This is a genomic window from Clavibacter sp. A6099 (assembly GCF_021919125.1).
Lineage (GTDB): Bacteria > Actinomycetota > Actinomycetes > Actinomycetales > Microbacteriaceae > Clavibacter > Clavibacter seminis.
This window is the reverse complement of the sequence record NZ_CP083439.1, coordinates 1,738,755-1,760,814: the sequence shown is the minus strand read 5'-3', so window position 1 is coordinate 1,760,814 and position 22,060 is coordinate 1,738,755. Positions and strand designations below refer to the sequence as shown.

The 22,060-nt window shown below is 72.9% G+C and carries 20 protein-coding genes and 2 tRNA genes; 5 read left to right on the top strand and 17 right to left on the bottom strand.

Features of this window, described 5'->3' with window-relative positions; genetic code table 11:
- Nucleotides 1-7: 7 nt before the first annotated feature.
- The 7 genes from KYT88_RS08325 to KYT88_RS08295 form a co-directional block, all read right to left on the bottom strand.
- Nucleotides 8-511: a serine O-acetyltransferase gene (locus tag KYT88_RS08325; RefSeq protein WP_043586916.1), complete on the bottom strand. Its 504-nt coding sequence runs from the start codon at nucleotides 509-511 to the stop codon at nucleotides 8-10.
- A complete protein-coding gene (locus tag KYT88_RS08320; RefSeq protein WP_237583621.1) occupies nucleotides 508-1,176 on the bottom strand; it encodes a glycosyltransferase family protein in 669 nt (222 codons plus the stop codon). Before KYT88_RS08320 ends, KYT88_RS08325 begins: the two co-directional genes overlap by 4 nt.
- A complete protein-coding gene (locus KYT88_RS08315; RefSeq protein ID WP_043586920.1) occupies nucleotides 1,157-2,440 on the bottom strand; it encodes a putative colanic acid polymerase WcaD in 1,284 nt (427 codons plus the stop codon). Before KYT88_RS08315 ends, KYT88_RS08320 begins: the two co-directional genes overlap by 20 nt.
- Entirely contained in the window at nucleotides 2,437-3,669 is a 1,233-nt protein-coding gene (locus KYT88_RS08310) for a glycosyltransferase (protein ID WP_043586922.1), read from the bottom strand. The genes KYT88_RS08315 and KYT88_RS08310 overlap by 4 nt, the downstream gene beginning before the upstream one ends.
- The gene (locus tag KYT88_RS08305) at nucleotides 3,666-4,601 is read right to left on the bottom strand and encodes a polysaccharide pyruvyl transferase family protein (RefSeq protein WP_043586924.1); all 936 of its coding nucleotides are present in this window, start codon (nucleotides 4,599-4,601) and stop codon (nucleotides 3,666-3,668) included. Before KYT88_RS08305 ends, KYT88_RS08310 begins: the two co-directional genes overlap by 4 nt.
- A gap of 104 nt (nucleotides 4,602-4,705) precedes the next feature.
- Nucleotides 4,706-5,290, bottom strand: a complete 585-nt coding sequence (locus KYT88_RS08300; protein WP_043586925.1) for an LbetaH domain-containing protein — start codon at nucleotides 5,288-5,290, stop codon at nucleotides 4,706-4,708.
- Nucleotides 5,287-6,573 carry a glycosyltransferase family 4 protein gene (locus KYT88_RS08295; RefSeq protein ID WP_043586927.1) on the bottom strand — a complete coding sequence of 429 codons (1,287 nt, stop codon included), beginning with the start codon at nucleotides 6,571-6,573 and terminating at the stop codon, nucleotides 5,287-5,289. The genes KYT88_RS08300 and KYT88_RS08295 overlap by 4 nt, the downstream gene beginning before the upstream one ends.
- A gap of 170 nt (nucleotides 6,574-6,743) precedes the next feature.
- Here KYT88_RS08295 and gmd point away from each other — a divergent pair, with 170 nt between their 5' ends.
- Both gmd and KYT88_RS08285 read left to right on the top strand, forming a co-directional pair.
- On the top strand, nucleotides 6,744-7,796 hold the full coding sequence (gmd, locus tag KYT88_RS08290) for a GDP-mannose 4,6-dehydratase (protein ID WP_043586929.1): 1,053 nt from the start codon (nucleotides 6,744-6,746) through the stop codon (nucleotides 7,794-7,796).
- On the top strand, nucleotides 7,793-8,803 hold the full coding sequence (locus tag KYT88_RS08285) for a GDP-L-fucose synthase family protein (RefSeq protein ID WP_043586932.1): 1,011 nt from the start codon (nucleotides 7,793-7,795) through the stop codon (nucleotides 8,801-8,803). Before gmd ends, KYT88_RS08285 begins: the two co-directional genes overlap by 4 nt.
- A 97-nt stretch (nucleotides 8,804-8,900) precedes the next feature.
- Here the strand turns inward: KYT88_RS08285 and KYT88_RS08280 are convergent, their stop codons facing one another.
- The 4 genes from KYT88_RS08280 to KYT88_RS08265 all read right to left on the bottom strand — a co-directional run bounded on the left by KYT88_RS08280 (nucleotide 8,901) and on the right by KYT88_RS08265 (nucleotide 13,805).
- Entirely contained in the window at nucleotides 8,901-11,093 is a 2,193-nt protein-coding gene (locus KYT88_RS08280; RefSeq protein WP_043586934.1) for an acyltransferase family protein, read from the bottom strand.
- Between the two features lie 273 nt (nucleotides 11,094-11,366).
- Nucleotides 11,367-11,440, bottom strand: a tRNA-Ile gene (locus KYT88_RS08275).
- A gap of 12 nt (nucleotides 11,441-11,452) precedes the next feature.
- Nucleotides 11,453-12,712, bottom strand: coding sequence for a glycosyltransferase (locus KYT88_RS08270; RefSeq protein ID WP_043586935.1), 1,260 nt, complete (start codon nucleotides 12,710-12,712; stop codon nucleotides 11,453-11,455).
- Between the two features lie 181 nt (nucleotides 12,713-12,893).
- Nucleotides 12,894-13,805 (bottom strand): DMT family transporter, encoded by a 912-nt coding sequence (locus KYT88_RS08265; RefSeq protein WP_043586937.1) that lies wholly within the window; start codon nucleotides 13,803-13,805, stop codon nucleotides 12,894-12,896.
- A 39-nt stretch (nucleotides 13,806-13,844) separates the two neighbouring features.
- On the opposite strand from KYT88_RS08265, the gene def reads away from it, so the two are divergent.
- The 3 genes from def to KYT88_RS08250 all read left to right on the top strand — a co-directional run bounded on the left by def (nucleotide 13,845) and on the right by KYT88_RS08250 (nucleotide 15,010).
- Nucleotides 13,845-14,411: a peptide deformylase gene (def, locus tag KYT88_RS08260; protein WP_043586939.1), complete on the top strand. Its 567-nt coding sequence runs from the start codon at nucleotides 13,845-13,847 to the stop codon at nucleotides 14,409-14,411.
- Between the two features lie 77 nt (nucleotides 14,412-14,488).
- A tRNA-Asn gene (locus KYT88_RS08255) sits at nucleotides 14,489-14,561 on the top strand.
- 80 nt (nucleotides 14,562-14,641) lie between these two features.
- Complete coding sequence (locus KYT88_RS08250) at nucleotides 14,642-15,010, top strand: hypothetical protein (protein WP_043586942.1); 369 nt, start codon at nucleotides 14,642-14,644, stop codon at nucleotides 15,008-15,010.
- 19 nt (nucleotides 15,011-15,029) lie between these two features.
- On the opposite strand, the gene KYT88_RS08245 is transcribed toward KYT88_RS08250, so the two are convergent.
- From KYT88_RS08245 to KYT88_RS08220, 6 genes are all read right to left on the bottom strand, one after another.
- On the bottom strand, nucleotides 15,030-16,064 hold the full coding sequence (locus KYT88_RS08245) for a lactonase family protein (RefSeq protein ID WP_051629375.1): 1,035 nt from the start codon (nucleotides 16,062-16,064) through the stop codon (nucleotides 15,030-15,032).
- Nucleotides 16,065-16,125: 61 nt separating this feature from the next.
- Nucleotides 16,126-17,031 carry a D-isomer specific 2-hydroxyacid dehydrogenase family protein gene (locus KYT88_RS08240; RefSeq protein ID WP_043587889.1) on the bottom strand — a complete coding sequence of 302 codons (906 nt, stop codon included), beginning with the start codon at nucleotides 17,029-17,031 and terminating at the stop codon, nucleotides 16,126-16,128.
- Nucleotides 17,032-17,141: 110 nt separating this feature from the next.
- On the bottom strand, nucleotides 17,142-18,083 hold the full coding sequence (locus KYT88_RS08235; RefSeq protein ID WP_043586944.1) for an ABC transporter ATP-binding protein: 942 nt from the start codon (nucleotides 18,081-18,083) through the stop codon (nucleotides 17,142-17,144).
- Between the two features lie 113 nt (nucleotides 18,084-18,196).
- The gene (locus tag KYT88_RS08230) at nucleotides 18,197-19,909 is read right to left on the bottom strand and encodes a dipeptide ABC transporter ATP-binding protein (RefSeq protein ID WP_043586945.1); all 1,713 of its coding nucleotides are present in this window, start codon (nucleotides 19,907-19,909) and stop codon (nucleotides 18,197-18,199) included.
- Entirely contained in the window at nucleotides 19,906-20,883 is a 978-nt protein-coding gene (locus tag KYT88_RS08225; protein ID WP_043586947.1) for an ABC transporter permease, read from the bottom strand. Before KYT88_RS08225 ends, KYT88_RS08230 begins: the two co-directional genes overlap by 4 nt.
- A gap of 1 nt (nucleotide 20,884) precedes the next feature.
- On the bottom strand, nucleotides 20,885-21,979 hold the full coding sequence (locus tag KYT88_RS08220) for an ABC transporter permease (protein ID WP_043586949.1): 1,095 nt from the start codon (nucleotides 21,977-21,979) through the stop codon (nucleotides 20,885-20,887).
- Nucleotides 21,980-22,060 lie beyond the last annotated feature (81 nt).

The window sequence follows — 22,060 nt, the reverse complement described above, 5'->3', positions numbered from 1 at the left end:
GGTCCGGTCACAGCACGCGTCCCGGGACGCCGACGACGGTGGCGCCTGCGGGGACGTCGCGCAGCACCAGGGTCATGGCGCCGATGGTGCTGCCGTCGCCCACGTGGATGGGACCGAGGATCTGCGCGAAGGCGCCCACCTGCACGTCGTCGCCGATGACCGGGACGTCGTCGCCCTTCTTGGCGCCGATGGTGACCCCGTGACGCATCGTGAAGCGTGCGCCGATGCGCGCCTGCGGGTGGACGATGACCGTGCCGAAGTGGTGGATCATGATGCCCGGCCCGATGTCGACCGACCGCGGGATGTCGATGCCCGTCACGAGCCGCACCACGCTGTAGAGCCCGACGTACAGCACGTGGGCGGGCAGGCGCACGGCCCGCGAGCACGTGCGCGACCAGCGTCCGTACCGGTAGACGGAGACGGCCCAGAAGGACGGCTGCAGGAGCCACGCCCCGCGGCCGTAGCGCGCGCGGTCGGCGGCCCAGCGGCCGCGCTCGTCGGGGGCGCTCACGACGTCTGCACCGTGCGGCGGATGCGGCTCGCCGCGTGCAGCGCCCGGCTCGCCCAGCGGACCGGCACGGGCGTGCGCAGCGTCTCCGCCTGCACCCTCGCGGCCTCGACGGCGATCTCCTTGGCGCGCACCTGCGACATGCCGCCGGCCGCGAAGACCGCGAGGGGCACGTGCACGACGACCGGGCGGACGCCCGATCGCAGCAGCCGGGCCGTGAGCTCGTAGTCGCCGACGACGCGGAAGCGGAGGTCGTAGCGGGCGCCGCGGATCCGGGAGCCGGGGTACAGGATCGCCTGATGCGAGGTGGGCAGCCCGTGGTGGATGTAGATGGGCGGCCGGGCCTTCCGCAGGATCTCGCCGCGCCCGGTGTCGAGCAGGTAGTCGCCGAGGAGCAGCTCGTCGTCGTCCGCGGCCCGCAGGATGCCGGACAGCATCTCCCAGGACTCGACGTGGGATCGGTCGCCGCCGTTGAGGAACCAGACGAACCTGCCCGTCGAGCGGGAGATGCCCTCGTTCATCGCGTCGTAGATGCCGTCGTCGGGCCCGCTCGAGAGGTCGACCGGGACGCCCGACGAGGTCACGACGTCGTCGAGCCCCTCCCCCGTCCCGCCGTCGACGACGATGACCTCGATCGCGTCGCCCGCGTCATGGACGAGCTGGCGCACCGACCGGAGCGTGCTTCCGAGCCCCGGCAGGTCCCGGAAGGTGACCACGACGACGGACAGGAGCGGAGGGGGTACCGGCATGGGGAGCGACCAGTCTTTCGTTGCAGGCGACGAGCGTCGCGATGAGGAGGGCGGTCATGACGGCGTACTCGGGCAGCATGATCCCGCCGGAGAAGAATAGGGTCCCGAAGAGCCACAGCGGGGCCACGGCTCCCCAGGTGGAGCGGCCGCTGCGCAGCATCGCCCGCAGCGCCATGACGGCGAGGGCCGCGATGAGCACCAGCCCGATCCAGCCGAAGTAGAACACGAGCACGTAGAGGCCGTTGTCGAGCGAGGTGCCGAGCTCCGCGCCGTTGTACAGGTCGTAGCCCAGCAGGATGTTCGACACCGAGCCGAGGGCGTGGCCGATGGGCGTGTGCAGCAGCGTGTCCCCGAGGACCTGCAGCGGCGCCACGAGCCGGTAGTTCGTGCTGGATCCGGAGGTGCTGAAGCTCTCCAGGCGCGACTGGAGGTAGGTGCCGCTGGCGACGCCCACCACCGCGAGGCCGCTGAGGACGACGATGCTCGCGCCGGGTCGGGAGCGGAGCGCGACGACGACGCCGATGATGAGCAGGAGCAGGAGCCCCGTCGCGGAGCGCGACATGAGGACGCCGAGGATGCCGACCGCGATGGTGCCGCGGAAGTGGCGGCCGGTGAGCAGCGAGATGAGCGTGAGGGTCCCGATGACGAACGCGTCGTAGGACGGCTCCAGGAAGAAGCCCTGCGCGCGCGGGACGGGGTTGAACTGGAGGTAGGGCTGGTACTCGTACAGGTACTGGAAGCGCCCGAACGGATTGAAGAGCGCCTCGCTGCCGAGCGTCCCCGCGGCCACCTGGAGGACGGACAGGCCGACGACCAGCAGCAGGGTGACGGAGATCGCGGTGGAGAAGGCCCTCGAGCCGATGAACCCCGGGTCCAGGCCCGCGGATCCGGCCACGATCACGATGACCGCGAGGATGAACAGCGCGAGCGTGCGGAGGAACGACAGCGGGTCGCTGCCCTCCATGCCGGTCATGAGCGCCGCCGACGCCGTGAGCGCCACGACCGCGCAGAGCGCGAGGATGAGGCGGCTCGCGTACCCGCCGCGCGACAGCAGGAGGATGAGCGGCACGCCCACGACCAGCCCGAGCGTCACGGGGTAGCCGGCCGCCTGGACGATCATGAAGTGCTGGCCGATGATGGCGACGCCCATCAGCCACGCCTCGCGCCGGTAGCTGCGGGTCACGCGGACACCAGCTCCTCGTACACGGCGCGGTACTCGTCGGCCATGCGGCGCGGGTCGAAGCGGCGGACGTCGCGCGTCTCGGGATCCGCCCGGCCGCCCGCGCGCTCGTCCGCGAGGAGCGCCGCCGCGAGCTCGGATCCCGTGCCCACCACCGTGACGTCGGGGTGGTCGCCGAACTCGCGGATGGCCGGCGAGTCGACGGCGAAGACCCGCATGCCCGCCGTGAGCGCCTCGGAGACGGTGAGCGGGAAGTAGTCGACCCGCGAGGTGAAGACGAGGCGGTCGTGGCGGCGCATCACGCGGGCCAGCTCCACGCGGTCGCCGGTGGCGGGCAGGCGCGCGGCGCCGGGCGCGTCCTCGGGTGCGTCGTCTCCCATGATGGTGAGCCCTTCGGTCGTGTCCGCGGCGATGGCACGGAGCGCGTCCCAGTCGACCTTCGCCGGATCCCGGAGGTCGCGGCAGATGAACAGCGCCCCCGAGCGCGGTGCGTCCGATGCTACCCGTGCCGCCGTCGCCTCCGACCAGAACGCGCGGTCGACCGAGTTCGTGATCGTGCGCACGTCGTCGAAGCCCGCCGTCGCGGCCTCGGCGGCGAGCCAGTGCGCGCAGGCCACCACGGCGGAGGGCACGGCCCGGCGGAGGGCGGCGATGGCGTCGCGCCTTCGGGTGAAGACGCGCGCGGCGTTGTCTACGCGGGCGGGCGGGTAGGCCGCCAGGTCCGGGCAGCGCGGGCAGCCGTCCTCCCAGAGCCGGCACGTGCCGGGCTGGGCGCAGCGGCCCGTCATGATCCACTGGTCGTGCAGCGTCCACACCACGGGCGTGCCGGCGGCCGCGATCTCGCGGAACAGCCACCTCGGCGGCAGCCAGTAGCTGTGGACGATGTGCAGGTGCACCACGTCGGCGGCCGCGATGGCCGCGCGCAGCTCCTCGCGGCGGCCGGCCGCCGGACGCACGACCTCGGTGCCGACGACGAGGTGCGCCGCCATGTTGACGGCAGCGCGCGGGCGGGACGTGACGCGGAGCGACGCGTCGGCGTCCGCGCCGCCGGAGTCGCGACCGCCGGGGCCGTAGCCGTAGGCGAACGAGCCGTCGACGCCGAGCTCGGCCAGCTCGTGCATCAGCGTCCGCGCGACGCCGGCCGCGCCGCCCTCGCCGAGTCGCACGCTGAGGTGCAGGACCCGGAGGGCCGGCGCGGCGGAGTCCGGCCGCGGGGCGGGGGCGCCGTTCATCCGACCACCGGGAGCTGCGCCTTCCAGGCGGTGATCTGGTCGTACGGGAGCCGCACGTCCAGGGGCGCGCGGCGCTCGACCGTCGCGCGGATCGCATCCCGCTCGCCGCGGGCGTGCACGGGGAGGCCGGTGTCGCGGCTGATCTCCAGCGCGCGGTTGTCCACGGCGACGATGACGCCCCACGCCCCCGTCTCGAGCGCGCGGACGCCGCCGTGGAGGCGCGTGCCGATGTAGTCGGAGTCGCCGGCGGCCAGCAGCGCGTCGTACGCGGCGAGCGTCGGCTCCGCGATGGTGAAGTCGCCCTGCAGGGTGCGCGCGTAGGCGGCGTCGCGGATCGACTGCGGCCAGATCACGACGCGCTCGTAGTGCTCGGCGGCGAGGGCGATGAGCCACTCGTCCTCGGCGACGTCGCGGTTGTAGTCGGTGAGCGTCAGGATCGCCTGCGCGGGCCGCGGGCTCTCGACGCCGTTGTGCCGGTCGAGCCCCCACATGGTCGGGCACGCGGTGTTCACGACGTGGAAGCCCATCCGCTCGAGGCGCACCTTCGTGTACTCGTCGCGGACGGAGTGCACGAGGTCGGGGGCGAGGACCTCCTTGAGCATGCGCGTGGTGTAGCGGTTGGGCTCGTCCTGGTACTGCCACCAGCCGACGCCGAGGAGGACGACCTTGTGCTTGAGGCTGCGCGCCACGATCGGGTCGAGCTTCCACTGGCGGTACCAGGGCATGTTGGAGGAGAGGAGGTTCGTGCCGCCCACGATCGCCAGATCGGCGTCGGCGGCGGTCCGGCGCTGGGTGCGGGTCAGGCGCGTCTGCGTGGGCAGGCTGCCGGAGATCGGCACCACGCCGTCGAGCGCCCGGAGGACGTTCTCGCGGATGATCTGGTCGCCGATGTTGGCCGACGAGATGGAGGGATCGAGCAGGAGTCCGTTCATGATGGAGCCTTCGTTCGAGGCGGCGCCGCGCAGGTGCGGTCGCCGGCGGAAAAGGAGGTGGGCGCGATGCGCCGGGCGCGCCGGAGGCGCGGAGGACGAGCGCGTCAGCCGCGTCCGGCGAAGCGCGAGCCGACGACGGCGCAGTCCGGGCCGGAGACGATCGCGTCGGCGGGCACGTCGCCCGCGACCACGGTCATCGGCCGCGCGAGCGCTGAGCGGCCCACGTGAGCGCCGCCGAGCACCAGGCAGCGCGAGGTGATCCACGCGCCCGGCTCGATGACGATGGGGCGCGTGATGAGGGCCATGTCGCGCCGGTGCGCGTGGCTGCCCGTGGTGAGCATCGTCTCCTGGGAGATGACGACGTCGTGGCCGACCGAGACGATGTCCTGGTTGTGGAACCAGACGCCCTCGCCGATCCACGAGCGGTCGCCGATGCGCAGCTTCCACGGGAACTTCACCCGCGTGCGCGGCCGGAAGACCACGCCGTCGCCGATCTCGGCACCGAACGCGCGGAGGGCGCGGACGCGGAGCGACGAGCTGATCTGCCACGGGTTCGTGACGAGGAGCAGCTCGACCACGGCCCAGAGGTAGACGGTGCGCTTCGGGCGGTCCCAGGCCTGGTTCTCGCCGGGAGCCAGTGACAGGTCGATCACGGGCACGTCGGTCGAGGGATCCTGCGCCGCCGTCACGCGTGGACCCCGGCGCCCAGGGTGGCCAGCGACTGCGCGAACCGCACGTACCTGGCGTGGGCGCTGACGGGCGAGTACCGGTTCTGGTACATCCGCTGCGCGGCGGTCGTGAGGACCGCGGCGCCCTCGGTGTCGCAGCGCAGGTCCTGCGCCGCCTGGAGGAGCCGCTCCGGGTCGCCCGGCGGGATGATGGCCGCCGCCCCGTGCTCGCGCACGACGCTCTCGGTGATGCCGCCGTCCTCGACCGCGGCGATGATCGGGCGCCGGCTGCTCGTGTAGGACGTGAGCTTCGACGGCATGCTCATCTCGCGCACGCCCGGCTTCTCGTTGAGCAGGAGCGCGTCGGCCGCGGCCAGCGCGTACGGGTAGTCGTCCCCGTCCAGCGGCGGGACGAAGCGGAGCGAGCGGATCCCGGCACCCTGCGCCTCGAGGGCGGCCCGCTGGTTGCCGTCGCCCACGAGCACGAACTCGATGCCGAGGTCCCGCTCGTCCGAGAGGCGCGCGGCCTCGACGACCGACTCCAGCCCCTGCTTCATCCCCATGTTGCCGGTGTGGACCACGGTGAACGCCTCACGGGTCCAGCCGAGCCGGGTGCGGGCGGCCGCGGTGGAGACGTCCACCGGCGTGATGTGCGTGAAGTTCGGGAGCCCGGAGATGGATGCGTCGGGCAGGCCCTGCTGGATCAGCAGGTCGCCGAAGCGGGGCGTGATGACGCCGATGCGGTCGGCCCGGCGGAGGAGCGCGTACTCCCCCGACGCGATGAGGCGCGATGCGCGGCCCCCGGTGGTGCCGGACTCGCCCGCGGCGTTGCCCGTGAGGTCCTGCACCAGCACGCCGAACGGCCGGCGGCCGCGTCCGAGCGCACCGGCGGCGAGGCCGGCGAGCGACGGCGTGACCGCGATGACGACCTCGCTCGTGTCGCGCCGCACCTCGCGGAGCGCCCCGCGCAGGAAGCTCGCCTCGAGCTTGGCCCTGCCCGCGAGGTCGGGCGTCTCCGGGATGGTGTGGCGGACGCGGGTGATGCGGACGCCGTCGCGCATCTCCTCCCAACGCCTGCCCTCGGCGTACCGCTCGTCCTGCAGCTTCCACTGCGGGTAGTGCGGTATCCCGGTGACCACGTGCACCGACGCCCCCGCGTCGGTGAGCGCCTCGGCCATCGCGGTGGTGTACGGCGCGATGCCCGTGGTCTCCGGCCAGTAGTTGATGCCGACCAGGCAGACCGTGAGGCCCCCCAGGTCCGCCGTCTGCGTGCGCGCAGCGTCGGTCGTGCTCAAATCCCCCATGACCCCATTCTGGTGCCTGGAGGTTTCGATGTCGTTAACGGACCGCGCGGCGTCGTACCCCGATTGCCGTCGAGCGGCGCGGTCACGTTAGATTCGACCGGACGGACGGCCGCGCCGGGCGACTGCCCCGCCGCCGTCGCGTCGCACCGCATGAGAATCTGGGGGGATCCATGGCCAAGAAGGCTTTCATCACCGGCATCACCGGGCAGGACGGCTCGTACCTGGCGGAGCTGCTGCTCGCCAAGGGCTACGAGGTCCACGGCCTCATCCGCCGCTCGTCGACGTTCAACACGTCCCGCATCGACCACCTGTACCAGGACCCGCACGAGGACGGCGCGAAGCTCTTCCTCCACTACGGCGACCTGAGCGACGGCTCGCGCCTCACGACGCTGATGATGCAGATCCAGCCCGACGAGGTCTACAACCTCGCGGCCCAGTCGCACGTGCGCGTCTCGTTCGACGAGCCGGAGCACACCGCCGACACGACGGGGACCGGCACCATCCGCCTGCTCGAGGCCGTGCGCCTCTCGGGCATCGAGACCCGCTTCTACCAGGCCTCCTCGAGCGAGCTGTACGGGGCCACTCCCCCGCCGCAGAGCGAGACCACGCCGTTCTACCCGCGCTCCCCGTACGGGGCCGCGAAGCTCTACAGCTTCTGGATCACGAAGAACTACCGCGAGGCGTACGACATGTTCGCCGTCAACGGGATCCTGTTCAACCACGAGTCGCCCCGCCGCGGCGAGACGTTCGTGACCCGCAAGATCACGCGCGCGGTCGCCGCCATCAAGGCCGGCAAGCAGGACCACGTGTACCTCGGCAACCTCGACAGCATCCGCGACTGGGGCTACGCCGCCGAGTACGTCGAGGGCATGTGGCGGATGCTGCAGGCCGACGAGCCCGACGACTTCGTGCTCGCCACCGGCGGCAACTTCACCGTGCGCGACTTCCTCGAGACCGCGTTCTCGCACGCGGGGCTCGACTGGTCCGAGCACGTCCGGTTCGACCCGCGCTACCTCCGCCCCACCGAGGTCGACGCCCTGGTGGGCGACGCCACCAAGGCCGAGGAGAAGCTCGGCTGGAAGGCCACGGTCGACACCACGATGCTCGCCCGGATCATGGTGGACGCCGACATCGCCGCGCTCGAGGCCGAGGGGCGCCCGTGGATCGACTCCGTGAAGCTCGCGAGCTGGGGCACGGCCGAGCCGGCCGCGGTCGAGGCGTGAGCGCGGCCCCCGCGGCCGGCGCCGCCGCCGACGAGCGGGACGCCGTCGCCTTCACGCCCGCGCCGCTCGACCGCTCGGCCCGCGTCTACGTGGCCGGCCACCGCGGCCTCGTCGGGTCGGCGATCGTGCGCCGGCTCGAGGCCGAGGGCTTCACCGACGTCATCGGCCGCACCTCAGCCGAGCTCGACCTCAAGGACCGCGACGCGGTCTTCGCCTTCTTCGCCGCCGAGAAGCCGGTGCACGTGGTGCTCGCGGCCGCCAAGGTGGGCGGGATCCTCGCCAACAGCACCTACCCGGTCGACTTCCTCAGCGACAACCTCCGGATCCAGGTCAACGTGCTCGACGCCGCGCTCGCGCACGGCGTCGACCGCCTGCTGTTCCTCGGATCCTCGTGCATCTACCCGAAGCTCGCGCCGCAGCCGATCACCGAGGACAGCCTCCTCACCGGTCACCTCGAGCCCACCAACGACGCGTACGCGATCGCGAAGATCGCGGGCATCATGCAGATCCAGGCCGTGCGCCGTCAGTACGGGCTGCCGTGGATCTCGGCGATGCCGACGAACCTCTACGGGCCGGGCGACAACTTCTCGCCCCAGGGGTCGCACGTGCTGCCCGCGCTCATCCGCCGCTACGACGAGGCGCGCTCGTCCGGCGCGGAGTCGGTGACGAACTGGGGCACTGGCACGCCGCGCCGCGAGTTCCTGCACGTCGACGACATGGCCGCCGCGTGCCTCCACCTCCTCGAGCACTACGACGGGCCCGAGCAGGTCAACGTGGGCACGGGCAGCGACGTGACGATCCGCGAGATCGCGGAGACCATCGCGCGCGTCGTCGGCTACGAGGGCCGCACGGAGTGGGACACGTCGAAGCCGGACGGCACGCCGCAGAAGCTGCTCGACGTCTCCAAGCTCGCCGACGCCGGGTGGACCTCGTCCATCGGCCTCGACGAGGGCCTGCGCTCCACTGTCGAGTGGTACCGCGAGCACATCACGACGCTCCGGGAGTAGCCGCTCCCGCTCGATCCGACGGCCGTCGCGCATCCGCGCGGCGGCCGTCGTCGTCATGCGCGTGGATGAGGCCGGGACGCCCGCCCGTGCGCGTGGATCAGGCCGGGACGCCCGCGAGCGCCTCGTCGAGCATCTGCCGGAACGCCGGCGTGATGACGGCCGCGTACTGCGGCGTGGTGTGCACGCTGTCGCGCTTCGTCGGCGTGCTGCCGACGAACGACGGGCAGGTCTCCTCCCAGCAGAACAGCGACGAGGTGTCGAGGTAGGCGATGCCGAGCGCGGTGGCCGCGTCCTGCTGCGCGCGGTCCCCCACCTTCCAGGCGCCCGGGATCGAGGCCTGGCAGTCGGCGGGCGTCGAGACCTTCGTGGCGCAGGTCTCGAGCGGCTGCCCGGTGGGAGGCGACGAGACGAGGACGACCTTGCCGACGCTGTCGCGGACCTGGCCTACCGTGCTCTGGACTCCCGCGGACCACTCGGCAACCGCGTCGTCGCCGGTCGCCTTGGACGCGAGCTTGAGGATCTGCCCGTAGCTGTTGCTGACGAACAGGATCTCCGGCTTCTCCTCCTGGATGGCGGCGATCGCCTTCTCGCGGAAGTCCAGGCATCCGCCCTTCGTGGACGCGTCGGGGAAGTCCCACTGGACGTCCATCACGGCGCACCCGGCGAAGGTGAGCCCGCGGATGTGGTGCGTCGCCTCGAACATCGCCCGCACCGTGGGCAGCAGCGTGATGCCGGTCGAGTCGCCGAGCACCATGATCGTGGGCTTCCGGCTGTCGCCGAAGGAGCAGGAGCGCGGGTTAGCCACGTCGGTGCGGCCGCAGCCCTGGCCGTCCTCGACGGGGACGGCGGACTTCTCCAGGCCGTCGATCGCCGGGTCGAGCGCGGGCCAGCTGGTCGCGGCGAGGGCGTCGCGGATCTGGACCTGCAGCGCGCCCAGGTCGCCGGCCGCGAGCACGGCGGGGTCAGCGGCGTCGGCCTCGCCGGACGCGGCCGGGCCCGGGGCGATGCGCGACGCCTCCTGGATCTCCTGCTGCCGGACGACGGCGAGGCTGATGAACGTGACCGTGAGGAGCGCGGCCGTCCCGAGGGCGGCGACCTTCGTGCCCGTGGACGCGCCGAATCCCGGGCGGCGACGCGCGCGCTTCTTCTTCCTGCGCGCCGCGGCGCCGGGCTCGAGCCAGTGCGAGCGGCGGATCGGGTCCTCGAGGCCGTGGTACGAGAGCACCGAGAGGCCGAGGGTGAGCACGAGCACGATGACCGGGTAGGCGAGCCCCGCGGTGTCGGAGACCGCCGCGAGGATCACGATGACCGGGAAGTGCCAGAGGTAGAGCGAGTACGAGATGTCGCCGAGGTAGCGCGAGACGGGATTCGTGAGCGGCCAGAGGAAGCGCTGCGCGCCGCCCGTGCCGCCGGCGATGACGAGCGCGGCGCCGAGGACGGGGATCGCGGAGCCGGGCGCCGGGATCGGCGACTCGCTGCTCAGCGCGAACAGCCCGTACGCGATGACGGCGAGCCCCGCCCACGCGATGACCGGACGCGCGGCATCCGGGATGCGGCGCAGCAGCGGGGTGGCGACGGCCAGCAGCGCCCCCACGCCGAGCTCCCAGGCGCGGGAGAGCGTGGAGAAGTAGGCGACGGCGGCGTTGCCGGCGGTGTCCGCCATGGCCCACGCGAAGGATCCGACCGTGATGACGACGAGGATCGCGGTGAGGACCCCTCGGTAGCGGCCCGGCCCGCGGAACCGCAGCGAGAGCGCGAGGCCGATCGTGAGGAGGATCGGCCAGACGACGTAGAACTGCTCCTCCACGCCGAGCGACCAGTAGTGCTGCACGGGCGAGACGGCGCTGTCGGCGGCCCAGTAGTCGGTGTCGGTCGCGGCGAAGCGCCAGTTGGCGACGAAGAAGAACGCGGCGACGCTGTCCCACGCGATCGCGGACGCGCGGCCGGAGAGGAACACCATCCAGCTGGCGAGCACGGTGACGAGGAGCACCGCGGTCGAGGCCGGGAGGATGCGCTTCACGCGCTTGCGGTAGAAGTCGGCGAACGAGATCCGCCCGCGCTTGTCGTGCTGGCGCAGCAGGAGCGACGTGATGATGAAGCCGGAGATCACGAAGAAGACGTCGACGCCGAGGAAGCCGCCGGACGGCCAGGCGAGCAGGTGGTCGAGGATGACCGCGATCACGGCGAGGGCGCGGAGGCCCTGGATGTCGCCGCGGAACGAACGCGTGCTCGATCCCTCGGGCGCGACCGTCGCGGATCGGCTCGTGCGGGTGGGTCGAGTGCTCGTCATCGTGTCCTCGCGGGTCGGCGGCGGGCGCGACGCGCGCGCTGGCGCCTCGTCGGCGGGTGGCCGGTGGCAGTCGTCGGCGGCCCTCGGGAGCCCCGCGACCGGGGTGATTTCGATACCCATGGTAATAGAGCGGACATCGCCGTGGCGGTCTGAGCGGCGCCGTGCTAGGGCGGCGCGGACCCCAGTCCGAGGGTCGCGGGCGAGAGGGCGGACGACGGGAGGGCCGAGGGGACCCGCGCGCGGCCGTGCGCGCGGAGCCGGGCCGGGCGGGAGTAGGGCGGATGGGACTTGAACCCATGACCGACGGATTATGAGTCCGCTGCTCTGACCAGCTGAGCTACCGCCCCGAGACGGCGTGCCTAGACGGCGGTGTGGCCGTCCGTGCGTCCGCGTGCCTCGTCCGTGACCGGCGCGGCCACGGACTCGCCACGATACAGGCTCTCGAACGTCGAGATCGTGCGCTCGATGTCGTGCGTGGCGACCACCGCGAGGCTCTCGCGCTTCATGCGCTGGAGCTCCTCCTCGGGGAGCTCGAGCACCCGCTGCAGCTTCGTCGCGAGGTCGTCGACGTCGCCGGGTCGGAAGAGGTAGCCGTTCTCGCCGTCGTGCACGAGGTGCGGGAGGGCCATGGCGTCGGCCGCCACGACGGGCAGCGCGGAGGCCATCGCCTCCATCGTGACGATGGACTGCAGCTCGGCGATGCTCGGCATGGCGAGCACGGTGGCGCGCGTGTACGCGCGGCGCAGCTCCCCGTCGGACACGTAGCCGGTGAAGGTCGTGCGGTCCGCGATGCCGAGGTCGGCGGCGAGCTTCTCGAGCGCCGACTTCTGGTCGCCGCCGCCCACGATCTCGAGCTCGGCGTCGAGCGACGCGGGCAGGATCGCGAACGCGCGCAGCAGCACGTCGATCTGCTTCTCCCCCGTCACCCGGCCGACGAAGACGATGCGGTTGCGGGTGCGCGGCGAGAAGTCGGGCGTGTAGTTGGCCGCGTCGATGCCGCACGAGATGGCGATGACGCCGGAGAGGCCCGTGTAGCGCTCGAGGAACTGGGCGGCGCGGCGCGTCGGCGTCGTGACGGCCTCGGCGCGCCCGAAGGTGCGGCGCGCGGCCTTCCAGGCCATCGTGATGGCCTTGTCCTGCCACGCGACCGGCAGCAGCGTGTGCTGGAGCATGTTCTCCGGCATGAAGTGGTTGGTGCCGATGATGCGGATGCCGCGCTTCTCGGCCTCGATGCTGAGGCCGCGGCCCGTGACGATGTGCGACTGGAAGTGCACCACGTCGGGCTGCACGGCGTCGAGGATCCGGGCGCTGTTCTGGTTCACGGTCCACGGCAGCGCGAACCGCAGCCAGTCGTGCGGGTACCAGCGCCAGCTGCGCAGGCGGTGCGCGGTCATCTCCTGGCCGTCGTGGACCTCGGTCCACGTGCCGTGCTTGCGGCTCGCCGCCGGGGCGACGATGTGCACCTCGTGGCCGCGGCGGACGAGGCCCCCCGCGAGGCGCTCCGCGAAGCGCGCCGCCCCGTTCACGTCCGGCGGGAACGTGTCCGCGCCGATGAGGATGCGCAGCGGTCGACCGGGGGTCGCCGGCTCGCGCGGGGTCTGCCCTGAGGTGTTCGGCAAGAAGTGTCTCTCCAGTGGTGTCGGCGTCCGGCGCGCGTCACGTGGATCGGGGTGGCGCGGGCCGGGTGTCGCAGAGCAACGTATCGCACGGGCCCCGGGGCGGCCCGACGGCGCACCGGGGTCGGGGCAGCCGCCCTCGGTGCGCCCGGGGCTCCCCTCGGCGCCCGGGGATGCAGGCGGGTCAGGACGCGTGCGGGTGGTGCTTCGCGAGCTGGAACACGCCGATGACCGCCACCGCGCCCGCGACGAGGAAGGCCACGCCGGCGTAGAGCGGCGCGTCCGCTGCCTCCCCGAGGACGGTCACGCCGATGCACACGGCCACGAGCGGGTCGACCACCGTGAGCCCCGCGATGACGAGGTCGGGCGGTCCCGACGAGTACGCGGTCTGCACGAAGTACGCGCCGAGCAGGGTCGCCGCGACGAGGGCCACGATGCAGACGCCGGTGAGCACGTCGAAGTCGCCCGTCGTGAGGCGGTTGATGACGACCTTGGCGAGCGTCGCGACGAAGCCGTAGAGCACGCCCGCGCTGATGATGTAGAAGATCGCGCGGACGTGCTTGCGGAAGTAGAGGAAGAGGCCGCCGAGCAGCGCGAGCACGACCGCGAGGATCACCAGGATCGTGATCAGCTCGGGCGTGCGGATGGGCGTCTCCTTCGCGAAGACGGCCGCGAAGACCACGAACAGGCCGACGCCGCCGATGCACAGCCCGACCGCGCGCTTGGCCTTGAGGTCGAGGCGCTTCCCCGTGGCGCGGGAGTTGAGGACGGCCGTGACCACGAGCGCCACCGCGCCGAGCGGCTGCACCACGATGAGGGGCGCGAGGCGCAGGCTCGCGAGCTGGAACACGATGGCGAGGCCGAGCATCACGGTGCCGGCGACCCATGACGGGCGGCCGAGCAGCGCGCCCAGCTGGCGGAGGCTGAGGCCCGCCGTGCTCTTCTTCCCGCGCGCCTCCATCTTCGCGACGCCCTGCGACTGCAGCTGCGCGCCCAGGGACAGGAACACGGCGCCGACGAGCGCGATCGGGATGCCGAGCGCCTGGTACGGGGTCAACGAGGCGGCCTGGAGAACGGGGCTGGCGTCGAAGGGCACGCCCCGACCCTACCCGGCGGCCCGCATATCATCGGCAGCATGGCCGTCCTCCCCATCCGGATCACCGGAGACCCCGTCCTGCACGCCCCGGCCCGCGAGGTGGAGGCGTTCGACGACGACCTGCGCACCCTGGTGGCCGACATGTTCGACACCATGGACGAGGCGCCGGGCGTCGGCCTCGCGGCTCCCCAGGTGGGCGTGCCGCTGCGCGTGTTCGTCTACTCCTACGAGACCGACGAGGGCGAGCCGCTGCGGGGCGTCGCCGTGAACCCGGACCTGTTCATCACGCCCGTCGCCGTGCGCGAGGCCGACGAGGACACCGAGGAGGAGGGCTGCCTGTCGTTCCCGGGCGAGCGCTTCCCGCTGGTGCGCGCCGAGCGGGCGATCCTCCGCGCGGTCGACCTCGACGGCCGCCCGTTCGAGATCCAGGCGGCCGGCTGGTTCGCGCGGATCCTGCAGCACGAGTTCGACCATCTCGACGGCCTGCTCTACACCGACCGGCTCGAGCACGAGCACGTGAAGCCCGTGGCGAAGATCATCCGGAAGAGCGGCTGGGGCGTGCCCGGGCAGTCGTGGCTGCCGGGGCGCGACCACCTCGAGGACTGAGGGACGCGCCCGGGTCGCCGCCCGGTGATCGGAGGCGCCCGAATTCTTTGCTACGCTTTCCAGGTTGCTCCACGTGATCCTCGATAGCTCAATTGGCAGAGCAGCCGGCTGTTAACCGGCAGGTTGTTGGTTCGAGTCCAACTCGGGGAGCGAAGGCCTCGCGGCTCCACCCGCGGGGCCTTTTACTTTGCGCGCCCTCCCCTCGCCTCCGCGCCCGGTAGCGTCGCGTCATGGGGATGTTCGAGATCGTGGTCGCGCGTCCGAACGACGCTGACCGGCTCTGGCCGCTGCTCGACGAGGATCTCCGCTCCCGCGACGACGCCGCGGCCGACGACCCGGTGGCCGCCGCGATCCTCCTCCGCCCGGACGACAGGCCCGCAGACACGCTGCCCGTGCTCGAGGCCAGGCGTGAGCGCATCGTGCGTCTCGTGTCGGATCCCGCGGCCCCCGTGCTCATCGCCTACTCGGGGATCCGCGCGGTCGGCTTCGCGCTGATGGACCGCAACGGGGTCGGCGGCCGCGCGTTCACCTCCGTCGGCTGGCGCGGGCTCGGGGTCGAGGAGGAGATCCGAGCGGCCGCTCCCCTGCTGCTGCGCTGAGCGGCGCAGGAGCCGCGGGTCAGGCCAGGGGCAGCAGGTAGGTCGGGCTCGGCACGGCGATCACGGCGGGCGCCGCCGTGGGCAGCCCGGTCGCCGGGTCGAGCCGGAACGACGCGACCGTGCCGGACCCCTGGTTCGCGACGTGCAGCCGGTCGTCGACGATCGCGTGGTGGCGCGGCGTCTCGCCACCGCAGTCGAACGCGGCGACGGGGGCGAGCGCGCCGTCGGGGGCGATGCCGACCACCGCGATCCGGTCGGAGCCGCGGAGGCCGACGTAGGCGAGCCGCTCGTCCGCGGACACCCGCACCTCGGCGGCGGAGTCCCGCGCATCGGGCACGGCCGCGCACGCGGTGGACGCGGCGACGCGCCAGGAACCGCCCGCGCCCGCGCCCTCGAGCGCGTGCAGCGTGCCGTCGAGCTCGCCCACGAGGAGCACGCGGCCCGACGACAGGAGCGCCATGTGGCGCGGGCCGGTGCCGGGCGGGAGCGCGACGGCTGCGATCCGGTCCAGCCGGCCGTCGCGGAGGACGTGCACGAGCACCTCGTCGGTGCCGAGGTCGGCGCTGAGGACGATGCCGCCGCCGACGTGGAGCGTGGCGTGCGCGTGCGGGCCGTCCTGCTGCGGGCGGGGGCCGGATCCCTCGGCCGTCAGGAGCTGCGTCGCCTCGCCGATGGACCCGTCGGCCGCGAGCGGGTGGACGGCGACGGTGCCGTCGCCGTAGTGCGAGGTGAGGAGCAGGTCGCCGACGACATGCAGGTGGCAGGGGCCGGATCCGCCGCTCGGCTGCCCGCCCGCCCACTGCAGCGAGCCGCCCGGGCCGCGCCGGAACGCCTCCACGCGGTCGGCGGCCTCGCCCACCGCGTAGACCATGTCGCCGTGCGCGAGGAGGAAGGAGGGCGACGGCGTCTCCACCGCGGTGCCCGTGACCGCGAGGTCGCCCGTGATGGGATCGACCGCGAGGGCCGTGATGCCGACGCCCGATCCGCCGGCGTCGGCGGTGTAGCCGCCCGCCCACATCGAGACCTCGGGCACGGCGGCTTCCTCGGGCGTCATCACGCCTTCACCCTACGGGGCGCGCACGACGCGGCGCGGGCGGGCGACGGGCACGACGGCGTCAGTAGCCCGAGGACGGCTCCACGATGCCCACGAAGTCGCCCGTGCTCGTGAACGCCTCCGTGTTGAGGCGGATCCGCTCGGCCAGCAGCGGCCGCACCATGTCAGGGGTGTCCGCGGTGTGCGGCGTGACGATGCAGCGCGGCTCGGAGAACAGGGGGTGGCCGTCCGGCAGCGGCTCGGGCGACGTGACGTCGAGGCCCGCGCCGTGGATCGCGCCCGAGCGGAGCGCGTCGAGCAGCGCGTCGGGATCGACGAGCGCGCCGCGGGCGATGTTGACGAGGACGGCCGTGTCCTTCATCGCCGCGAGCTGCGCGGCGCCGATGAGCCCGGCGGTGTCGTCGGTGCTGGCCGCGGCGAGCATCACGACGTCGGCGCCCGGCAGCACCTCGTCGAGCCGGTCGGCCGTGACGGTGCGATCCGCGCCCTCCACGGGGTCGCCGCTGCGGCGGACGACCGTGACGGTGCAGTCGAACGGCGCGAGCAGCCGGATGTACTCCAGCGCGATGCCGCCCGCGCCGACGACGACGACCTCGGACCGGTAGAGGGAGAGGCCGGCGGAGGATCCCCAGGAGGTCGCCCGCGCGCGCTCCGGGAGCTGCCGCAGCGTCGCGAGGGTCAGCGCGAGCGCGTGCTCGGCGACCGGCTCGGAGTAGGCGCCCTTCGCGCTCGTCCAGACGAGGTCGGGCCGGTCGCACTCGCGGAGCGTGTCGGCGAACGCGTCGACGCCCGCGAACGGCAGCTGCACCCACTGGACCTGCGGGTTGGCGGCGAGCGTGTCCGTGAGCTCGGCGGCGCGGCGGATGGAGAGCCAGACGATGCCGCGCGTGTCCTCCGACAGCTCGGCCACCTCGCCGCCTCCGGCGCGGACGGCCTCGAGGTACGCGTCCTCCGTCCGCGGCAGCATGGCGATCGGGCCAGGTGTCGGCCGCGCGTCACCGGTGAGGCGGTGCGGCGTGGCGCCGTCGACCGCGCGGTGGATGCGACGCGGGGCGGATGCGGATGCGGTGGTGTCGGTCATGCGAGGGGCCTCCGGGGATGCGGGACGCGGGCGGGCGGTTCGGGGGAACGCAGGACGACGTCCGGGTCGGGGTCGCCTTCGTCGGGCGCGGGCTCGGCGGCCGTGCGCGACTCTGCGAGCCCCTGCACGTACGGGTGCGTGGGATCCGCGAGCACGTCGTCGATGGCGCCGAAGCCGACCAGCGTCCCGCGGTCCAGCACGGCGAGGCGGTCGGTGAGGCGCTCGACCACGGCGAGGTCGTGGCTGACCACGAGGGCGGAGAAGCCGCCGCGGGACTGGAGGTCGCGCAGCAGGTCGAGCACGGCGACGCGGCTCATCACGTCGACGCCCGACGTGGGCTCGTCGGCGATGAGGAGGCGCGGGCCGAGCACGAGCGCGCGCGCGAGGGCGACGCGCTGGCGCTGGCCGCTGGAGAGCTCGTGCGGATACCTGTCCTGCGTGCCCGGCGGCAGGTCGAGCGCCGTCAGCAGGGTGACGACGCGGCGCGCGGCGACCTGGCTGTCGAAGCGGCGGTCGCGGGAGAAGATCGGCTCCGCGATGGCCTCGCTCGCCGTGAGCTGGGGGTGCAGCGTGGTGCCGGCGTCCTGCGGCACGTAGCCGATGCCGTACGTGGTCCGCGTGCGCGCGCGGCGGCCCATGCGGCGGAGGCCCTCGCCGAGCACGGACGCGTCGCCGCCGGTGATCCGCGGCACGGCCGCCCCCTCGTCGCCCGACGGGACGAGGCCCGCCAGCACGCGCGCGAGGGACGACTTCCCGGATCCGCTCGCGCCGACCACGCCGAGCACCTCGCCCGGCATGATCCGGAGCGTGATGCCGTCGACGGCCGGCGGCGTCTCGGCTCCGCGGCGGGCGGGGTACGCCAGCCGCAGGTCGCGGACGTCGAGCACGGGCTCGGCGGGTCCGCCGTCCGCGTCGGCGTCTCGGGGGGTGTGCGTCATGCGCTGCTCCGTCCTCGGCGTGGTCGTGCGGCAGGCCGGCGTGACCGGCCGCACGACGGGTGCGGGTTCCGACCCATCATGCCCGGGGTCGACCGGGCCCCGCTCCGAGCCGCCTAGCCGGCGGTCCGCTCGGCGGCGCGGAGCGCGTGCAGCCGTCCACGTCGCTCGGCCTGCTCGGCCGGGTCGGGCACGGGCAGCGACGCCAGCAGGCGCTGCGTGTACGGGTGCTGCGGGTTCCCCAGCACATCGGCGCCCGTCCCCTCCTCCACCAGCTCGCCGCGGTACAGCACGGCGATGCGGTCGGCGAGGAGGTCGACGACGGCCAGGTCGTGGCTGATGAACAGCGCCGCGAACCCGAGCTCGCGCTGCAGCTCGGCGAAGAGCTCCAGCACGCGCGCCTGGACCGACACGTCGAGCGCGCTCGTCGGCTCGTCGGCCACGAGCAGCGACGGCTCGAGCGCGAGGCCGCGGGCGAGGCTCGCGCGCTGGCGCTGACCGCCCGAGAGCTCGTGCGGGTACCTGTCGCCGAAGGCCTTGGGCAGCTGCACGGCCTCGAGCAGCTCGTCGACCCGGCCGCGGGCGGCCTGCGGCGACTTCGCGCGACCGTGCACGATGAGCGGCTCGGCCACGCACTCGGCGATCGTGAGGCGCGGGTTGAAGCTGGTCGCCGGATCCTGGAACACGAACCCGATGTCGGCACGGAGCTTCCGGAAGTCGCGCTCGCGCACCCCGAGCATCTCGGTCCCGAGGACCTTCAGGGATCCGCCGGTCACGTTCGTCAGCCCCGCGATGGCCCGGCCGATGGTGGTCTTGCCCGAGCCCGACTCCCCCACCAGCCCGAGGACCTCGCCCGCCTCGATGCGCAGGTCGACGCCCTTCACGGCGCGGAAGGCGGGCGACCCGAGGCGACCCGGGTACTCGATCTCCAGCCCCTCCGCGACGACGACGGGCGCCGCCTCCGTGGTGGACGCCGCGCGCGCCCGCGTGCGCACCGCCGCGCGCTCGACGGTCGCGGCGACGCCCTCGCCGAGCTTCGGCACGGACGCGAGCAGGTTCCGCGTGTACTCCTCCTTCGGCGACGCGAAGAGCGTGGCCACATCCGCCTGCTCGACGAGCCGCGAGCGGTACATGACCGCCACGCGGTCGGCGAGGTCGGCCACGACGCCCATGTTGTGCGTGATGAGGATGACGGCGGCGCCGAACTCGTCGCGGCAGCGGCGCAGCAGGTCGAGGATCTCGGCCTGCACGGTCACGTCGAGCGCCGTGGTCGGCTCGTCGGCGACGATGAGCCCGGGATCCAGCACGAGCGCCATCGCGATGACGACGCGCTGCTTCTGCCCGCCGGAGAACTGGTGCGGGTAGTGGTCGACGCGGGTCTCGGGGTCGGGGATGCCCACGCGGCGGAGGATGTCGATCGCCTTCGCGCGGCCCTCCTTCTTCGAGACGCGGCCGTGGGCGCGGAGGCCCTCGACGATCTGCCAGCCCACCGTGTGCACGGGGTTCAGCGCCGTGGACGGCTCCTGGAACACCATCGCGACGTCGCGGCCGCGCGCCCGGCGCAGCTCGTCGGCGGAGATGGAGAGCACGTCGACCGCACCCGCGCCCTTCCGATCGCTGAGGAGCACGGCGCCGTCGGTGACGGCCGTGTCGGGCAGGAGGCCGAGGATCGTGCGGGCGGTGACGGACTTGCCCGACCCCGACTCCCCCACGATGGCGAGGATCTCGCCGGGCGACACCGTGAGGGACACCCCGTCGACCGCGCGGACGTCGCCGCCGTCGGTCGCGAATGTCACCCCGAGGTCGCGGATCGAGACGACGTCGCTCATGCGGACACCTTCTTCTTCTCGGCGCGCTTGCGGGCGCGCAGCTTGGGGTCGGAGATGTCGTTCACGCTCTCGCCCACGAGCGTGAGCCCGAGGACGAGCAGCACGATGGCGACGCCGGGGAAGACGCCCGTCCACCAGACGCCGCTCGCGGTGTCCGCGAGCGCGCGGTTGAGGTCGTAGCCCCACTCGGCGGCCGACGTCGGCGAGATGCCGAAGCCGAGGAAGCCGAGGCCCGCGAGCGTGAGGATGGCCTCGGACGCGTTCAGCGTGAGGATCAGCGGCAGCGTGCGGGTGGAGTTCCGCAGCACGTGCACGAACATGATCCGCGGCGTCGACGTGCCGATGACCTTGGCGCTCTCGACGAACGCCTCCGCCTTCAGCCGCACGACCTCCGCGCGGATGACCCGGAAGTACTGCGGGATGTAGACGACGGTGATGCTGACGGCGGCGGCCAGGATGCCGCCCCAGAGGCTCGACTGCCCGCCGGTCAGCACGATGCTCACGACGATCGCGAGCAGCAGCGTCGGGAACGGGTAGATGGCATCGGCGATGACCACGAGGATCCGGTCGAGCCAGCCGCCGAGGTAGCCCGAGACGACGCCGAGCAGCACGCCGGCGAACAGCGACAGGACCACGGCGATCACGACGACCGACAGCGCGGTCTGCGTGCCCCAGACCACTCGCGAGAACACGTCGTAGCCGCCGACGGTGGTGCCCCAGATGTGCGCCGCGTCGGGGGCTGCCTGGCGCGTGAACGAGCCCGCGTCGTCCCGGTCCTGGTCGAAGCCGAAGGGCGCGATGAGCGGCGCGAACGCCGCGAGCAGGATGAAGATCCCGGTGATGACCATGCCGGCGACGAGCATGCCGCGCTGGAGGCCGACGCTCTGCCGCACGTGCGAGACGAGCGGGAGGCGCTGGAGCAGGGACCGGCGCGCCGGGGCGGGCGCGGGCGCTGCGGTGGTGGTGTCGGTCATGTCAGTACCTCACTCGCGGGTCGATGAGCGCCGCGACGACGTCGACGATGAAGTTGGTCACGGCCACGATCACGGCCAGGAGCGCCACGATGCCCTGCACGGCGACGAAGTCGCGCGCCGCCAGGTACTGGGCGAGCTGGAAGCCGAGGCCGCGCCACTCGAACGTGGTCTCTGTGAGCACCGCGCCGCCGAGCATCACGGCGATCTGCAGGCCCACGACCGTGATGATCGGGATGAGCGCGGGCTTCAGCGCGTGCCGGGTCGTGAGCCGGAACTCCCCGACGCCGCGCGAGCGCGCCGCGTCCACGTACTCGGTGCCGAGCGTGGAGATCACGTTGGTGCGCACGAGCCGCAGGAAGATGCCCGCGGTCAGGAGGCCCAGCGCGAGCGCCGGGAGCACCGCGTGCTCGAGCACGTCGCTGACGGCCGTGGGGCTGCCGAGGCGGAGCGCGTCGATCAGGTAGATGCCGGTCGGGTTCTCCAGCCTCCCCAGGGCGACCTCGACGCGCGTGTCGGCGCGGCCGGACAGCGGGAGGATCCCGAGCCAGACCGAGAAGACGAGCTTGAGCAGCAGGCCCGCGAAGAACACGGGCGTGGCGTAGGCGAGGATCGCGAGGATCCGCAGCACGGCGTCGGGCGTGCGGTCCTTGAAGTAGGCGGCCACGAGGCCGAGCGGGATGCCGATGACGAACGCGACGATCAGCGAGTAGATGACGAGCTCGAGCGTGGCGGAGCCGTACTGCAGCAGCACCTCGCTGATGAGGCGGTTGTCCGTGAGCGAGCGGCCGAAGTTCCCCGTCGCGATCTGGCCGAGGTACTCGAGGTACTGGACGATGATCGGCCGGTCGAACCCGGCGGTAGCGAGGCGCTCCTGGAGCTGCTCCGGGGTGAGGCGGTCGCCGACGGCGGCGGAGATCGGGTCGCCCACGATGCGCATGAGGAAGAAGACCAGCGTCACGAGGATGAACACGGTCGGGATGATGAGCACGGCGCGGATGAGGATGTACTGGCCGAGCCCGATCCCCTGCTTCCGGGCCTTGGGCTGCTGCGCCCCGGGGGGCGCGGACGCGGGGCTGGCGTCCGGGATGACGGTCACGGCGGGTGGGCCTTTCGGGTCGTCGTTCGGGTGGTGCGCCTGGTCGGGATGCCACGACCGGTGGCATGGGGATGGGGCGTC